19 protein-coding genes are annotated in these 15,170 nt (G+C 67.6%); 5 read left to right on the forward strand and 14 right to left on the reverse strand.

From position 1 onward, the window contains the following. Positions 1 to 46 precede the first annotated feature (46 nt). Positions 47 to 223 (forward strand): YegP family protein, encoded by a 177-nt coding sequence (locus tag ACIOVG_RS03770; protein WP_400869185.1) that lies wholly within the window; start codon positions 47 to 49, stop codon positions 221 to 223. A 78-nt stretch (positions 224 to 301) separates the two neighbouring features. Here ACIOVG_RS03770 and ACIOVG_RS03775 read toward each other — a convergent pair whose 3' ends face one another. The 10 genes from ACIOVG_RS03775 to ACIOVG_RS03820 form a co-directional block, all read right to left on the reverse strand. Continuing rightward, a complete protein-coding gene (locus tag ACIOVG_RS03775; protein ID WP_400869187.1) occupies positions 302 to 1,057 on the reverse strand; it encodes an amino acid ABC transporter ATP-binding protein in 756 nt (251 codons plus the stop codon). Then, a complete protein-coding gene (locus ACIOVG_RS03780) occupies positions 1,054 to 1,851 on the reverse strand; it encodes an amino acid ABC transporter permease (protein WP_247629204.1) in 798 nt (265 codons plus the stop codon). The genes ACIOVG_RS03775 and ACIOVG_RS03780 overlap by 4 nt, the downstream gene beginning before the upstream one ends. 34 nt (positions 1,852 to 1,885) lie before the next feature. Next, positions 1,886 to 2,710, reverse strand: a complete 825-nt coding sequence (locus tag ACIOVG_RS03785; RefSeq protein WP_247629203.1) for a basic amino acid ABC transporter substrate-binding protein — start codon at positions 2,708 to 2,710, stop codon at positions 1,886 to 1,888. A 148-nt stretch (positions 2,711 to 2,858) separates the two neighbouring features. Further along, positions 2,859 to 3,161, reverse strand: a complete 303-nt coding sequence (locus ACIOVG_RS03790) for a Dabb family protein (protein ID WP_247629202.1) — start codon at positions 3,159 to 3,161, stop codon at positions 2,859 to 2,861. Beyond that, entirely contained in the window at positions 3,158 to 3,454 is a 297-nt protein-coding gene (locus tag ACIOVG_RS03795; protein WP_400869190.1) for a glutaredoxin family protein, read from the reverse strand. The genes ACIOVG_RS03790 and ACIOVG_RS03795 overlap by 4 nt, the downstream gene beginning before the upstream one ends. Continuing rightward, positions 3,451 to 3,753, reverse strand: a complete 303-nt coding sequence (locus ACIOVG_RS03800) for a rhodanese-like domain-containing protein (protein ID WP_400869192.1) — start codon at positions 3,751 to 3,753, stop codon at positions 3,451 to 3,453. The genes ACIOVG_RS03795 and ACIOVG_RS03800 overlap by 4 nt, the downstream gene beginning before the upstream one ends. Before the next feature lie 83 nt (positions 3,754 to 3,836). Further along, entirely contained in the window at positions 3,837 to 3,935 is a 99-nt protein-coding gene (locus ACIOVG_RS03805) for a 30S ribosomal protein bS22 (RefSeq protein WP_003792170.1), read from the reverse strand. A gap of 136 nt (positions 3,936 to 4,071) precedes the next feature. Next, positions 4,072 to 4,263 (reverse strand): helix-turn-helix domain-containing protein, encoded by a 192-nt coding sequence (locus ACIOVG_RS03810; protein WP_045279170.1) that lies wholly within the window; start codon positions 4,261 to 4,263, stop codon positions 4,072 to 4,074. Between the two features lie 75 nt (positions 4,264 to 4,338). Further along, positions 4,339 to 5,262, reverse strand: coding sequence for a cyclase family protein (locus ACIOVG_RS03815; protein WP_400869194.1), 924 nt, complete (start codon positions 5,260 to 5,262; stop codon positions 4,339 to 4,341). A gap of 201 nt (positions 5,263 to 5,463) precedes the next feature. After that, a complete protein-coding gene (locus tag ACIOVG_RS03820; RefSeq protein WP_400869196.1) occupies positions 5,464 to 5,880 on the reverse strand; it encodes an ArsR/SmtB family transcription factor in 417 nt (138 codons plus the stop codon). Positions 5,881 to 5,983: 103 nt separating this feature from the next. Between ACIOVG_RS03820 and ACIOVG_RS03825 the strand changes: the two genes are divergently transcribed. After that, positions 5,984 to 7,414 carry a TrkH family potassium uptake protein gene (locus ACIOVG_RS03825; protein ID WP_400869198.1) on the forward strand — a complete coding sequence of 477 codons (1,431 nt, stop codon included), beginning with the start codon at positions 5,984 to 5,986 and terminating at the stop codon, positions 7,412 to 7,414. Further along, entirely contained in the window at positions 7,407 to 8,078 is a 672-nt protein-coding gene (locus tag ACIOVG_RS03830; RefSeq protein WP_042538973.1) for a TrkA family potassium uptake protein, read from the forward strand. The genes ACIOVG_RS03825 and ACIOVG_RS03830 overlap by 8 nt, the downstream gene beginning before the upstream one ends. Positions 8,079 to 8,092: 14 nt before the next feature. Here ACIOVG_RS03830 and ACIOVG_RS03835 read toward each other — a convergent pair whose 3' ends face one another. Next, positions 8,093 to 8,380, reverse strand: a complete 288-nt coding sequence (locus ACIOVG_RS03835; RefSeq protein WP_400869200.1) for a DUF1905 domain-containing protein — start codon at positions 8,378 to 8,380, stop codon at positions 8,093 to 8,095. Positions 8,381 to 8,383: 3 nt separating this feature from the next. Then, on the reverse strand, positions 8,384 to 9,223 hold the full coding sequence (gene proC / locus ACIOVG_RS03840; RefSeq protein ID WP_400869202.1) for a pyrroline-5-carboxylate reductase: 840 nt from the start codon (positions 9,221 to 9,223) through the stop codon (positions 8,384 to 8,386). 59 nt (positions 9,224 to 9,282) lie between these two features. Between proC and ACIOVG_RS03845 the strand changes: the two genes are divergently transcribed. Further along, complete coding sequence (locus tag ACIOVG_RS03845) at positions 9,283 to 10,254, forward strand: cation diffusion facilitator family transporter (RefSeq protein ID WP_400869204.1); 972 nt, start codon at positions 9,283 to 9,285, stop codon at positions 10,252 to 10,254. Between the two features lie 115 nt (positions 10,255 to 10,369). On the opposite strand, the gene ACIOVG_RS03850 is transcribed toward ACIOVG_RS03845, so the two are convergent. Continuing rightward, positions 10,370 to 10,825: a nucleoside deaminase gene (locus tag ACIOVG_RS03850; RefSeq protein WP_400869206.1), complete on the reverse strand. Its 456-nt coding sequence runs from the start codon at positions 10,823 to 10,825 to the stop codon at positions 10,370 to 10,372. 80 nt (positions 10,826 to 10,905) lie between these two features. Between ACIOVG_RS03850 and upp the strand changes: the two genes are divergently transcribed. Beyond that, entirely contained in the window at positions 10,906 to 11,538 is a 633-nt protein-coding gene (upp, locus tag ACIOVG_RS03855; RefSeq protein ID WP_400869208.1) for a uracil phosphoribosyltransferase, read from the forward strand. 97 nt (positions 11,539 to 11,635) lie between these two features. Here the strand turns inward: upp and ACIOVG_RS03860 are convergent, their stop codons facing one another. Then, complete coding sequence (locus ACIOVG_RS03860) at positions 11,636 to 15,106, reverse strand: TM0106 family RecB-like putative nuclease (protein ID WP_400869210.1); 3,471 nt, start codon at positions 15,104 to 15,106, stop codon at positions 11,636 to 11,638. Between the last annotated feature and the right edge of the window lie 64 nt (positions 15,107 to 15,170).

Here is a 15,170-nt window from a genome sequence, read left to right on the forward strand (position 1 = left end):
GCGCGGAGGAGCATCGCTCCCTCGACCGACAGAGAAAGGACGCCTCATGGCAGGCAAGTTCGAGCTGTACACAGACAAGTCCGGCGAGTACCGGTTCCGTCTGAAGGCAAGCAACGGCGAGGTCATCGCGATCAGCGAGGGCTACTCCTCGAAGGCAGGAGCGCTGAGCGGCATCGAATCCGTACAGCGCAACGCGCCGGGCGCCGAGATCGTCGAGGTCTGACGCCGACATCCCCGCTTCGCCAAGAGACCCCCTGATGCAGTCACCTGCAACAGGGGGTCTCTTCGGTATCAGGCGGACTCAGAGCACGCGCGCGAGGAAGTCCTTCGTCCGGGGATGCTGCGGGTTGCCCAGCACCTCGCGGGGATCTCCCTCTTCGACGATGTGGCCGCCGTCCATGAAGATCAGGCGCGATCCGACCTCACGGGCGAAGCCCATCTCGTGCGTCACGACGAGCATCGTCATGCCCTCGTCGGCGAGCTTGCGCATCACCTGGAGCACGTCGCCGACGAGTTCGGGGTCGAGCGCCGAGGTCGGCTCGTCGAACAGCATCATGTCGGGGTTCATGCAGAGTGCGCGAGCGATCGCGACGCGCTGCTGCTGCCCACCGGACAGGTGTCCGGGATAGGCATCCGCCTTCTCGGCGAGTCCGACGCGGGCGAGCATCTCCTTCGCGACCTTCTCGGCCTCGACCTTCGGACGCTTCTTCACGCGCTGCTGCGCGATCATGAGATTGCCCATGACATCGAGGTGCGGGAACAGGTTGAAGCTCTGGAACACCATCCCGATCCGCGTGCGCACCCGGTCGATGTCGACGTCGGGGTCGGTGATGTCGATCCCCTCGATCAGCACCTTGCCGCCGGTGGGCTCCTCGAGCAGATTCACCGAGCGCAGGAGCGTCGACTTGCCCGACCCCGAGGGCCCGATCACGCACACGACCTCACCCTTGGTGACGGTGAGATCGATGCCCTTGAGCACCTCGTTGTCGCCGAACGACTTGACGAGACCCTGCACGTCGATCGCCGGGGCGTGGACATCAATCAGGTCGGTGATCATCGCTGCCTCGACATCCGTCGTTCCAGGTATGCGCTGAAGCGCGTGAGGGGGATCGTCACGATCAGGTACAAGATCGCCGCCATGATCAGCGGCGTCGCGTTGGTGTTCTGCGTCGACGCATCACGGGCGAAGTTCGTCAGCTCCTTCGACCAGATGAACGTACCGGCCACGAAGAGCAGCGAGGTGTCCTTCAGCAGCAGCACGAACTCGTTGGTGAGCGGGGGGATGATGATGCGGAACCCCTGCGGCACGATGATCCAGAACGTGGTCTTCATGGGAGACATGCCCAGCGAGCGCGCGGCCTCGGTCTGCCCCTTCGGAACCGCCTGGATGCCGGCGCGGATCGTCTCGGCCATGTAGGCCGAGGCGACCAGTACGAGACCGACCAGTCCCAGCACGACCGGACCACCGAGATCCTTGCCCGGGATGCCCGAGGCGATCGGCAGGATGAACGCCACGGCGAAGATCGTGAGGATCGCGGGAAGTCCGCGGAACAACTCGATCCAGGCCGTGGCGATCCACCGGAACGGTCCGATGCTCGACAGCTTCAGCAGCGCCAGCACGATCCCGAGCAGCAGCCCCGCGATGAACGCCACCGCGGTGAACCACAGAGTGTTCACGAGCGCTGTCGTGATGATCCCCGGGAACATCTTGATCGCGATCTCGGGGTTGAAGAACAGCGGTCCGATCTTCGCCCAGTCGGTGCCGACGATCGCCCAGACGAGGATCGCGATCAGCACCGCATAGACGATGTACCGGTACAGCTTGCTCTTGGTGGTGCGCCTCAACGCCATTGTCAAGGTCCTCCCGACCTACCGTGCCTGCCGATTACTTCGCGGTGAAGTAGTTGTCGTAGATCGTCTGGTAGTCGCCGCTGTCACGCAGCTCCTGCAGCGCGCCGTTGACGGCCTCGAGGAGCGCATCCTTCTCGCCCTTCGCGAAGGCGAAGCCGTAGGACTCGTCGGTGTTGTACGTCTCGACGATCTTGTAAGCGGAGTCGGCCTTCTCGTGCTCGAGGTTCACCGGCTGGTCCTGCAGGATCGCGTCGATCTGACCGGCCTGCATAGCCGGCCACAGCTCGCCGTCGGAGGGGTACTGCACGAGCTCGGCGCCCTTGGCGTTCTCACCGGCGTAGGTCTCGCCCGTGGTGCCCTGCTGCACGCCGACGTTCTTGCCGGAGAGGTCGTCGATCGACTCGATGCCCGAGTCGGTGCGGACCAGCAGCGACTGCAGCGAGTCGTAGTACGGGTCGGAGAAGTCGATGTTCGCCTTGCGCTCATCGGTGATCGTCATCGCCGAGGCTCCGACGTCGCAGGTGCCTGCGGCGAGAGTCGTGCCGGACTGCAGCGCGTCGAATCCGACGTCCTGCACGGCGAGCTTGAGGTCGAGCTTCTTGGCGATCGCGTCGAGCAGGTCGATGTCGAAGCCGGTGTAGCCGGTGCCGTTGTCTCCACCCTCGAACTCGAACGGTGCGTAGGGGATGTCGGAGCAGACCGTGAGCGTGCCGGCCTCGACCAGGCCGTAGTCGGCGCCCGCTGCCGGCTCTTCGGAGCCCGTGCCCGAGCCGGAGCCGGCGTTGGTCGCGCAACCGGCGAGAGCGAGAGTGGCGGTCGCCGCGAGCGCGAGCCCGGCGAAGATGGTGCGACGCTGCATGACAGCTCCTATGAGACGAGGGCTGAGACGCCCACGGACGGGTTAGGAGTTCATCTAAACACGCTGTTCGACGCGGCCACCAACGAGATCGGCCCCTGGCGGATCACGTTTGTGTTGCAAGTGTGACGAAAAGTGACGTTCGACGGAGTCAGAGATCGAAGTCGACGGCGACGCGCGAGGCGACCACCGTGCGGATGTACGCGGCGGCCTCTTCATGGGCCGGGTGCACCTGGTACTCCTCGAGCGCTGCGATGCTCTCGAAATCGGCGACGAGCGTGACATCGGCATTCGTCTCGGGGTAGGCGCTGTTCGCGCCGGCGGAGATCGACAACAGCTGGGGCACCACGCCGTCGAGGGCGTTGAGGCGTCGGGCGACCTCTTCCGCCTGCGCACGACGCTCCGCGGCATCCTCCGCGGCGAGCTTCCAGATCACGACATGGCGAACGGTCATCGCGACTCCTCCTGCGGGGTCAGTGCTCCGTCTCGGACGGCTTCTTCCAGAGCCTGGCGCAAGCGGTCGGGCGAGACCCGCCAGTGCGCGTGCAGTTCTCCGTCGATCAGGACGACCGGGATCTTCTCCCACCACAGCTCGTAGAGAGCGGGGTCGTCTTGGATCGACGCCTCGACGATCTCGATGTTCTCGGCGGCGGCATCCGGAAGCTCGGCGACGACGGCGTCGATCACGTCGGAGGCGACGTCGCAGAGATGGCAGTCGGGTTTGCCGATGAGCGTGAGGGTGGTCACGCCGACGGCACCTCCACCGCGCGCCCCTGGGCGATCCACTCGCCCGTCCCGCCTTCGACGTTCGTGGCGTCGTAGCCGCGAGCCTCGAGCGCCTCGACCACACGCGCGGAGCGCCCGCCGGCCTGGCAGATCACATCGAAGGCCTCGCTGGGGAGCTCGTCCAAGCGGTTGCCGATCACCGACATGGGGATGTTGACGGCGCCGGGCACATGGCCGGCGGCGAACTCATCGGTCTCGCGCACGTCGATGAGCGGCGTGCCGGAGCGCTCGGCGAGTTCGGTGACGGTGATCGACTTCATGACGTCCTCACGATGTTGCGGATGCTCACGCGGCGCAGAGACACAAAGCGCCCGTCCGAAGACAGGCGCTCGTGTCCGGCCGCTTACTTCTTGTTGCGGCGCTGGTGGCGAGTCTTGCGAAGCAGCTTGCGGTGCTTCTTCTTCGCCATGCGCTTGCGGCGCTTCTTGATGACAGAACCCACGGAAACCTCACTAAGTCAGTGGCTGGGTGTCGCACGGTGACGGACACCCGGGTACGGGCACGGAAAAAATGCCTCGGGTCAGTCTAGCAAACCGCAGAGCCCCGACTGTCACGACGGGGATCGCGGAAGGCAGGACCTAGCCGACGTCGGCGATCGGACGCTGCAGCGCGTCCGCGACGGCCGACTCGGGCACGCGGTAGCTGCGGCCGAATCGGATGGCGGGCAGTTCACCGGCGTGGACGAGTCGATAGACGGTCATCTTCGACACGCGCATGATGTCGGCGACCTCGGCCACCGTCAGGAACCGGACGTCAGGTACTTCGGGCATCCCACGTACCCCTTTCTCGATGTGCACACTCTATGGGGTAGCTGGGACGCATGTAAACCCGTGTGACCCGTGTGATCAGTGGGAACCGGGGACCGTCGCGAACGCCCGCACCGGGAAGGTCCCGAAGCCGCGCACCGCCGGAGGCGCCGCGGTGAACAGCGCGCCGCGCGCGGGCACCGCGGCGAGGTTGGTCAGGTGCTCTACGACATGGATGCCGGCGGCGAGCAGGAGCGTGTGCGCGGGGCGGGCGCCACCCCCGTCCTCGGTGTCGTCGATGTTCAGGGAGTCGATCCCGACCAGCTGCGCACCCGCGTCCACCAGGAACTGCGCGCCCCCTTCCGTCAGGAACGGTGCCCCGTGTGCGTATTCGGGAGTGCCGAAGCGACTGCTCCAGCCGGTATCGAGCAGCACGGCGGAACCGCGGAGGTCCCGGTCGGCCAGCGTCACCGCCTCGATGCCCCGACGGTCCGCGTTCCACGCATCGTGCAGATGGAAGACCTCCGTGCGCAGACCCACCAGAGTGCGCAGGTCGAGTGAGGCCAGATCTCCCCCGTCCGCATAGCGGTGGAACGGGGAGTCGAGGTAGGTACCGGTGTTGCCGATCATCGTGATGATGTCCATGGCGAACTCGGTGCCGGGAGCGTACCTGCCTCGAGAGTCCTCCCGCGTCAGGTGCGGCACGATCGTCGGGGCAGGCAACCCGGGGTACGTCACCAGCCCGGCTTCGATCGGGTGGCTGAGGTCGATCACCCGATCCTCGCGGTCCCGCCGGGTCTCGATGCCTCGACTCCCCCGGTGCGGCTCCTCCACGATGCGCAGGTCTCGCAGCGCAACATCGCTCACCAGGGCGAGCCCGAGGTGGGCGACGAGCAGAGCGCCGACCTCATCCGCCGTGACATCCTGGCCAGGCAGATCGAGACGGAAGCCCTCGCCGGTGAGACCTCCGCCATTGGCGAAGGCGATCGTGAAGTCGAAGTGCGCGCGGTACTCGGTGGTCATCCCCACATCATGACAACAGTCGCAGCCGTGCGCGCCCCCCGTCTCAGGGAAGACATAGCGCTCGTCCGAGATTCGCATAGCCGGCGCTGCGAGGCTGATAGCAGATCCAGGCCGGCACCGCCGGGATCTGCGCGAGCTGGGGCTCGCGGATCGCCCCTGATGACATGCCCCCTGTCGTCGGGGGCGATGTGCGTTCCGGTGTCAGGCGCCGAGCCGCTTGAGCGCCGTCGCGACCACGTGCTTGGCGGAGGCGGCGGCGCGACCGACGACCTCGGCGGCGTGCGCGGCACTGTCGGGAAGCGGCACGACCGGGTACTCGATATCGGGTGCGTCGTCTCCATAGGCGTCGACCAGGAACGGCACGAGCCAGTCGTCCACGGCCTCGAGCGGTTCGACCGCGAGGCTGTAGAAGCGACGCTGACCGTCTTCGCGGACGGTCACCAGTTCCGCATCGCGCAGCACCTTCAGATGCTTGGAGACCGTGGGCTGGCTGATGCCCAGATCCGCGACGATGTGACTCACGCTCGTGCCGGCGTCTCCTTCGGCGGTACGGCGCAGCAGGAGCTGGAGGATGTCGCGCCTCGTACCGTCTGCAATCACGTCGAAGATGTCCGTCATGAGTTCAGGGTAGTCGCCCCCGGCACGGAGTACCATGACGAAGGCTCGGCGATCAGCGTCGTGCGGCCGATCACCGCGGTCGAGATGTGCGAAGGGGGATGCGATGTCGGGCATGGTTTCGGCGTCGTCCCCGAAACAGCGCATCCGCGACTTCGGTTCCTGGTCGAAACACATCGTCACCTCGTCGCCCTCGCGGTTCGCGATCGTCATCTTCGCTCTGCTCATCCTCGTCTTCACGGTGCTGCTGTCGCTGCCGATCGCTTCGGCGACAGGAACCGTCACACCCCTGAGCGACGCACTGTTCACCGCGGTCTCCACGATCTGCGTCACCGGCCTCGCGACGGTCGACATGGCCAATCACTGGTCGCCGTTCGGCCATGTGCTCGTCTTCATCGGCGTCAACATCGGCGGCCTGGGCGTGCTCACCCTCGCGTCGCTGATGGGCATGGTCATCTCCAAGCGGCTCGGACTGCGGGCCAAGCTGATGGCGGCCGGCGACACCAACCCGTTGCGCGCGCACGGCGGCGTCGTCAACGAGAGCCAGACCGTCCGCCTCGGCGAGGTGGGGCAGCTGTTGCGCACCGTCGCCCTCTCCGCCCTCATCATCGAGGCGGCCCTCGCGATCCTCCTGTACCCCTCCCTGGTGATGGCGAAGGTCGATCCGATAGCCGCGCTCTGGGAGGCGCCGTACTTCGCCGCCATGGCCTTCACGAACACGGGCTTCGCCCCCAACGACGGCGGCGTCGCGGTGTTCTCCGACGACTACCTCGTGCTGGCGCTGCTGATGGTCGGCGTGTTCCTCGGCAGCATCGGATTCCCCGTGATCTACACGCTGGCCAAGCACGTCTGGCATGTGAAGCGTTGGTCGCTGCACACCAAACTCACGCTCGTGACGACCGTGCTGCTCTTCGTCCTCGGCGCCGTCGTGTTCCTGATCCTCGAGTACGCCAACCCCAAGACCTTCGGCTCCATGGACGCCGGCGACACCACATTCCAGGCGTTCTTCCTGTCGGCGATGACCCGCTCCGGCGGCTTCAACGTGATCGACATGTCCGACCTGAACGGATCGTCGCTGGTCGCGGCGAGCATGCTGATGTTCGTCGGCGGTGGTTCGGCATCGACCGCCGGCGGCATCAAGGTCACCACACTGGCGGTGCTGGCGATCGCCGTCTGGTCGGAGGCCAAGGGACGCCAGTCCGTCGAGGTCTTCGGCCGCCGCATCCCCAGCGACGTGCAGCGCGTCGCCCTGAGCGTCGTCGCGTGGGGAGCCACGATCGTCGCGCTCTCGACGATCATCATCGCCCAGATCACGAAGGCCGACATCAGCCATGTGCTGTTCGATGTCATCTCGGCGTTCGCCACCGTGGGGTTGTCGACCGGACTCACCGCCGAACTTCCCGACGCCGGCTCGTACGTGCTCGCGGCCACCATCTTCATGGGCCGCATTGGTACAGTGACACTCGCCGCGGCAGTCGCCGCGACATCGCGATCGCAGTATTACTCGCTGCCCGTGGAAAGGCCGATCGTTGGTTGAAGTGCTCAGGGGCGACGCTCCCGTACTCGTCATCGGCCTCGGACGCTTCGGCGCCGCCTGCGCCGGAGAACTCGATCGCCTCGACCGTGAGGTGCTCGCGATCGACGGCAACCTCGAGCTCGTGCAGAAGTGGTCGGACCGCGTCACCCACACCGTGCAGGCGGATGCGAAGAACATCGACGCGCTGCGGCAGATCGGCGCCCAGGACTTCCAGGTCGCCGTGGTGGCCGTCGGCTCCTCGATCGAGGCGTCCGTGCTGATCACGGCGAACCTGGTCGATCTGAAGGTGCCGCAGATCTGGGCCAAGGCGGTCTCGCAGTCGCACGGCAAGATCCTCGCGCGCGTCGGCGCGAACCACGTCATCTACCCGGAGCGCGAAGCCGGCGAGCGCGTCGCCCACCTCGTGAGCGGGCGGATGCTCGACTTCATCCGCTTCGACGACGACTTCGTGCTGGCCAAGATGTACCCGCCGAAGTTCATCCGCGGCGTGGGACTGAACGAGTCCGGCGTGCGTTCGAAGTACAAGGTCACCGTGGTCGGTGTGAAAAGTCCAGGCAAGCCGTTCCGCTATGCCGAGGCGAACACGATCGTCACGAACCACGACCTCATCATCGTGTCGGGAACCAACAGCGACATCGAGCGGTTCGCAGCCCTCGACCGCTGATCGGACGCACTCGATCAGGCGTCGATGTCGAGCGTGATCTCCACCACGTCGTCCACGCCGATGTTCTCGCGATCCTGCAGAGCCTTCTTGATCGGCACGATGTAGCCACCGTCCTTGGGCCAGAGCGCCGTCGTCACACTCGTGCCGCCGATCGTCACACTCGCCGGGATCATCCCCCAGCCGTACGTCACCACCGCGGCGACGTCATGGATCATCTCGCTCTCGGCAGGTGGCACCGTCACGAAGTGGTAGGGCGCGGGACCACGCCAGAACCAGATCTCACCGACGATGTGCAGCCGCATGCGTCATGCTCCGGCGGCGAGTTCCTTGGCACGGGCGAGAGCCGCGGCCGCCGCATCCGAGAACGTGCGATCGAGGTGCGCGTCCTGCAGCACGGCGACGGCCCGCTCGGTCGTGCCCTTCGGGCTCGTCACCCGGCGGCGGAGCTCGGCCGGGTCCTCTCCCGAGGCATCGAGCAGGGCCGTCGCGCCGATGAAGGTCTGCTCGACCATGAGGCGCGCAGCGGCGTCGTCGAAGCCCATGCCGATGGCCGCGCGGGTGAACTCCTCGATCAGCAGGTAGACGTAGGCGGGCCCGGAGCCGGAGATCGTCGACAGCGCGTCGATCTGCGACTCGGGCACCTCGACGACGGCTCCGACGGTCTCGAACAGTCGACGCACGAGGGCGAGGTCTTCGGCCGTCGCGGCGGGGCCGGCGGCGAGTCCTGTGACGCCCTTGCGCACGGTGGCCGGAGTGTTCGGCATCGATCTGATCACCCGGGCGTCGGCACCGAGGTTGTCGGCGAACGTCTGCAGGGTGACGCCGGCCGCGAGGCTGACCACGATGGCGTCGGGAGCGAGACGCGGAGCGATCTCCCGCAACAGCTCGGGCACCATCGGCGGCTTCACGCCGATCAGGATGATCCGTGCACCGGCGGCGGCATCCGCACTGCCGGAGGGCTGGGACTCGAGAGCGATGCTGGTCACACCGGCGAGGTCGGCGAAGACTTCCGCTTTGGCCGTGGTGCGGTTGGTGGCTGTGATGCCCCCGTCGATCGTGATGCCGGAGGCGACGACACCCCGGAGGATCGCTCCTCCCATCGAACCGGCACCGAGGAACGCGAGGGCGGGGAGGGATTCAGCCATGTCGTCATCCTACGGCGGGCTCCCCGACATCCGGAGGCGGGCGGTTCTAGACTCGCATCATGAGTGCATCCGGAGGCAACAAGGCCATCGTCGCAGCGTTCCTGGCGAACCTGGGCATCGCGCTCGCGAAGTTCGTCGCCTGGGCCCTCTCCGGCTCGGCGTCGATGCTCGCCGAGGCGATCCACTCCATGGCCGACTCCGGCAACCAGCTGCTCCTGATGCTCGGCGGCCGCAAGGCGAAGCGCGAGGCTGACCGCTCGCACCCGTTCGGCTACGGACGAGAGCGGTACGTCTACGCGTTCGTGGTGTCGATCATCCTGTTCTCGGTCGGAGGCCTGTTCGCGATCTACGAGGGCATCGAGAAGCTGCGCGAGCCGCACGCGCTCGACCCGAACTGGTGGTGGCTGCCGATCGTCGTGCTCGTGATCGCGATCGGCCTGGAGTCGTTCTCCCTGCGCACGGCCGTCAAGGAGAGCAATCTCGTGCGCGAGAAGGGGCAGTCCTGGGTGTCGTTCATCCGACGCGCCAAGGCCCCCGAGCTGCCCGTGGTCCTGCTCGAGGACGCAGGCGCGCTCACCGGCCTCGCGTTCGCCCTGCTCGGTGTCGGACTGACCGTGATCACCGGCAACTCGGTGTTCGACGCGATCGGCACCCTGATGATCGGTCTGCTGCTCGTGCTGATCGCGATCGTCCTCGGCGTCGAGACCAAGAGCCTGCTCGTCGGGGAGGGGGCGACCTCCGCCGACCACGACAAGATCGTCGACGCGATCAACTCAGGGCCCGAGGTCGAGAAGCTGATCCACATGAAGACGCTCTACCTCGGACCCGATGAGCTGCTCGTCGCTGCGAAGGTCGCACTCACGTCCGACAAGACGGTGCGCGAAGCGGCGGATGACATCGACGCGATCGAGGAGCGCATCCGCGAGGCCGTTCCGGTCGCGCGCGTCGTCTACATCGAACCCGACGTCTACCGTCCCGCGATCGACCCGGAGCCGTCGACCGACGTCTTCGTGCTCAAGTCCTCGGACTGATCGGGCCCTCCCCGCACACCTTTCGGCCTCGTGCACGTTCTGCGGATGATCCGCGCGATCTGATCCGCAGAACGTGCGGAGCGCCGCGGAAGTTGGTGCGCATCGCCCGGCGTGCTCAGCGACGCGACGAGAAGAACTCCCGCAGCAGCACGGTCGCGGCATCCGCCTCGACGCCGCCGACGACCTCGGCCCGGTACGGCAGCCGGCGGTCGCGCAGCACGTCGTACATCGAGCCTGCGGCACCGGCCTTGTCGTCCCACGCGCCGAACACGACCCGTGAGATGCGCGCCTGCAGGATCGCGCCGGCGCACATGACGCAGGGCTCGAGCGTGACGACGAGCGTATGACCGTCGAGGTTCCAGGAGCCGACGGATGCCGCCGCGCTCCGCAGCGCCTCGATCTCGGCGTGACCGGTGGGGTCGTGGGTGGCCTCTCGGTTATTGCGCCCCTCCGCGATGATCGCACCGGCGGGGTCGAGGACGACGGCACCCACGGGGATCTCGGATGCCGCGGACGCCTCCGCCGCGAGTGCCAGTGCTCGACGCATCGCGGAGACGTCAGCAGCGGTCATGCGTCGAGCCTACGACAGTGACGCGCGAGGGCCGCAGGGCCGATGTCGTGCCGAACCCCGCCGCCGACTACCCTGTATCCATGCGTGTTCACGTCGCCGACCACCCTCTCATCACCCACAAGCTCTCGGTGCTGCGCGATGTGCGCACCCCTTCGCCGGTGTTCCGACAGCTGACGGAAGAGCTGGTGACGCTGCTCGCGTACGAGGCGACCCGTTCCGTGAAGGTCAGCCCGGTCGAGATCACCACCCCGGTCACCACGACCATGGGTGTGAAGATCTCCGAGCCGCGCCCGATCGTGGTCCCGATCCTGCGTGCCGGTCTCGGCATGCTCGAAGGTCTCGTGAAGCTGCTCCCGACCGCCGAGGTCGGATTCCTCGGGATGGTCCGCGACGAGGAGACCTTCGAGCCGACGACCTACGCCGAGCGCCTTCCCGACGACCTCAGCGACCGGCAGTGCTTCGCGATCGACCCGATGCTCGCCACGGGTGGCTCGCTCGCAGCGGCGATCCAGTTCCTGTTCGACCGCGGCGCCAAGGATGTCACGGCGATCTGCCTGCTCGGCACCCCTGAGGGCGTGGCTGCGATCGAGGCGATGGCCGGAGACCGCGACGTCACCCTCGTGCTGGGCGCACTCGACGAGCGCCTCAACGAGAAGGGGTACATCGTGCCCGGACTCGGCGACGCGGGCGACCGGCTCTACGGCACGGTCTGAGGCTCCGCTCCCCTGCAGTTCCGTCGTGCGCCTGCCGTGACGGCGTTGCAGCCGGGGCTCCCGCACGTGGCGCGACGGATGCGGGCGGCTCTCCCCGTCACTCCACCGCGCCGACGAGACGCGCGAAGGCGCTCAGACGCGCGACACCGTCGGGGGTGAAGGGCAGATCGTCCAGCAGCGCCGGCGAGTGGATCAGATACGCGACGCACTGCGCGCGGGAGATCGCGACGTTGAGTCGGTTCTGCAGCAGTAGGAACTCCGGGCCACGAGGCGCATCCCGTCCGCTCGAGGCGGCGAGCGAGGTGATGGAGACGACGGCCTCCTTACCCTGGAAGTTGTCCACCGTGCCGACGGCGACGTCGGGGAACCCGGCTGCCGACAGGGCATCGTGCACGAGCTGACGCTGAGCGTTGTAGGGAGCGACCACGATGATGTCCGCCTGCTCCAGCGGCCGCGTGGTGGCTGGTTCGTCGTTGTCGGTGAAGGCGCGGCCCACGAGGTCTCGCACGAGCGCTACGACCTCGGTCGCCTCTTCGGCCGACTGCGTGGCGTTGCCGCGATGACGCACCGGCACGACGTGAAGCCCCGGGTCGATGCCCTCGATCGAGCGCCGCTCCGTTCCCGGCGCCGAGGCGAGCTTGCCCGCGTACGCGAGCCGTGACACGGGAGCGGCGACGAAGGGGTGCATCCGCCACGACTTCGCCAGGAAGTAGCCGTACTCCGGCCGGATGACGGCATCGCCGCCCATCACCCATCCGAGCGCCGAGGTGTCTACCGGCTCGGGATGGGCTCCCTGGCTCACCTGCGGGAGCTGCTGCGGATCGCCGAGCAGCAGGAGCCGCCGGGCGCCCGCCGCGACCGCGATCGTCGAGGCGAGCGAGAACTGGCCCGCCTCGTCGATCACGAGCAGATCGAGTCCGCCGCGATCGACGCGCGAGGTGTTGCTGAAGTCCCAGGCCGTGCCGCCGACCACGACGCCCTCGTTCGTGTGCTCGGCCAGGAACGCCGCCATCCCGCTCTTGGGGATCACGGTGTACGACGGATCCGCATCCGGGTTCTTCGGCGCCTTCCCCACCTGCGCGGGAGAGACGCCATGCGCGACCACACGGTCCAGGAGAGTCTCGATGATCGCGTGCGACTGCGCGACCACCCCGACCTTGAAGCCGTGCTCGTTGACCAATCGCGCGATCACCTGGGAGCCGGTGAAGGTCTTGCCGGTTCCTGGGGGCCCCTGCACCGCGAGATAGCTGCGGTCGAGGTCGAGGATCCCGCGCACGATCGCGTCGATCGCATCATCTCCGGCAACGGGAAGGGTCGCTTCCGAGAGCGTCCGCGGCGGCAGCCGCCGCAGGATGTCGGTCGCCGCATCGTCGGGGAAGGCCGGGGCGGCCGCGTGCACGGAGTCGGCCCATTCGTCGATCGCACCCTGCAGGGAGACCACCCGCGGCGGGGCAGCGGGCGTCAGCGCGAGCGGCAGCTCGTCCCAGGTCTGCCCCTGGATCGCGGTCTCGGTGATGAGATAGCCGTCGTCGAGCACGTCCGACACGGTCACGGTGTGGGGCACGTGCACCGCGCGCGACGGCACCTCGGTGTCGAATGGTGCGGGCACGGGGTACAGCGCGAACGGCTGGGCTCCGGCGCCGAGCGTGGTGCCGGGCGACACCTCGCCTCTGACCTCGATCTCACGCGACATCACCCGACGTCCCTCGGCCACGCTCCACTCCCGGCGGACCGTGGAGGTGGCACGATCGATCCGCACCACATCGCGCGTACCGTCCCACATCGTCACGGGTTCGCGGAGCCGCTGGAAGTGCGAGACCCAGAAGCTCTTCGCCTCGCGGGGGAAGTAGTCGATCGCGGCCGCGGCGATGCGGTGCACCTGGCCGTCGTTCCCCGCGGACACGGCGCGCTCGGCATCGGCCAGAAGCGCCACCGATCGCGGCGAGGGCTCGTAGATGACCTCGTCGGCCGCGTCCGGTGGAGCTGGATTCACGCCCTCGCGGCGCGCGATCTCGATCAGCCAGTTGCGCAGCGCCCGGGTGGATACGCAGTCGTACCGGTTGTAGTCGGCGAGATCCGCCAGCACGGCATCGGCGTCGTTCTGCTCGCCGGCGGCGGCGAGCTCGCGGGCCGCGACGTACTGCACGATCGAGTCGTCGCCCTTCTGCACGTCACTGGTGCGGACGTCGTCGCCCATGTAGAGCGGCTCGAGCTTCTTGATCGAGTACGAACGGGATCCCACGCGGACCGTGCGCAGCACCAGTGGATACAGATCGACGAACACGCCTTCGCGCAGCAGTCGATCGACCTCGCTCTCGCGCACCCCGTGGCGTGCGGCCATCGCCACCAGGTGCGAGGTCTCGTACGGCGCGTAGTGATAGATGTGCATGCCGGGGTGCGCCGCCCGGCGGGCGTTGACGAAGTCGAGGAACGTCTCGAACGCCTGGCGCTCCTCGGCGAAGGTGTGCGCCCAGAGAGCCGAGTACTGGTCGTCGTTGTCGACCCAGCCGAACAGGTAGTCGATACCCCAGTGCGCCTCGCCGTCGGGTGCAGGCTCGGTGTACAGCGGGTCGCCTTCGAAGTCGAAGAAGATGTCGCCCCTGCTCGGGACGGGCAGCGTGTGGATCGCGGCCGCGTAGTGCACGTCGTAGGTGGGCACACCTTCGGCGTCGGCGCGCAACTGCACCCGCGCCTGCGCACGCAGGTTCTCGAAGGTATCGACGTTCATCCCCTCAGGAGCATCGACCGCCGCCGCGAGCGCATCGATCGTCTCGATGCCTCCCGCACGAAGACGGGCACGCTGCACCGGGCGCATGCGCGCGACCATGAGCAGATCACGATGTGCGACGACCTGCTCCTCGCAGGTGGCGCACCGGCCGCACGCGACCACGTCCAGATCGCCCCGCGCGTCGCCCCACGCGAGCGGCGCCCCCGCCGCGCCGTCTTCGATCCGGCGGTCCGCGATGAGCGCCCGCAGCCGTGCCCTGCGCACGTGGAAGAGCGGGAGAAGGTCGTCGACGGCGTGCGTGCTGAGGGTCCCGTCGCCCAGGATCAGATCGACTTCGTCGGAGCGCGGGATTCCCAGGCGGTCGAGTTGATCGACGTATGCCGCCAACTGCATGAGCGCGGTGACTCTGGCTTTGCGGGCGAGTTTGGAGTCCTGCACGCGCCAGCGGCGCTGGTCATCTCGGCGGAGGAAGTCCGCGAAGCCGACGAACTCCTCGGTCGCGAACGCCGCCTGGAACACCACGAGTGCGTCCGAGCGCAGAGCGTCGACGGTCTCGGCCACGGCAGCGGAGAGGGCCTCGGCATCCACCGAGGACACCTTGTCGACCTGATGCACCTGCGCATCGCCGAGGTCGGCGACGTACCGGGCGAGGACGTTGCGCTCGTGCACGTCGCCGAGCAGCGCGGCACGGGCGAGCGTCGCGTCTTCGGGCTCTTCGACGGCGGGCACGCGACCCAGCTTCGCGTCGATCGCGCGACACCACGCGAACTCGCACTCGGCCGCGGCCTTGAGGTCGCTCGCGCTCCAGATGACGCGGTGGGCCTGAGTGTCTATCCGCACGATGCTCCATTTCCTCGGATGCTTCGACACTAGCCGCGGCATCCGACACCGCAGGCTCTGCGCG

This window comes from Microbacterium sp. NPDC087591 (assembly GCF_044743625.1).
Classification (GTDB): domain Bacteria; phylum Actinomycetota; class Actinomycetes; order Actinomycetales; family Microbacteriaceae; genus Microbacterium.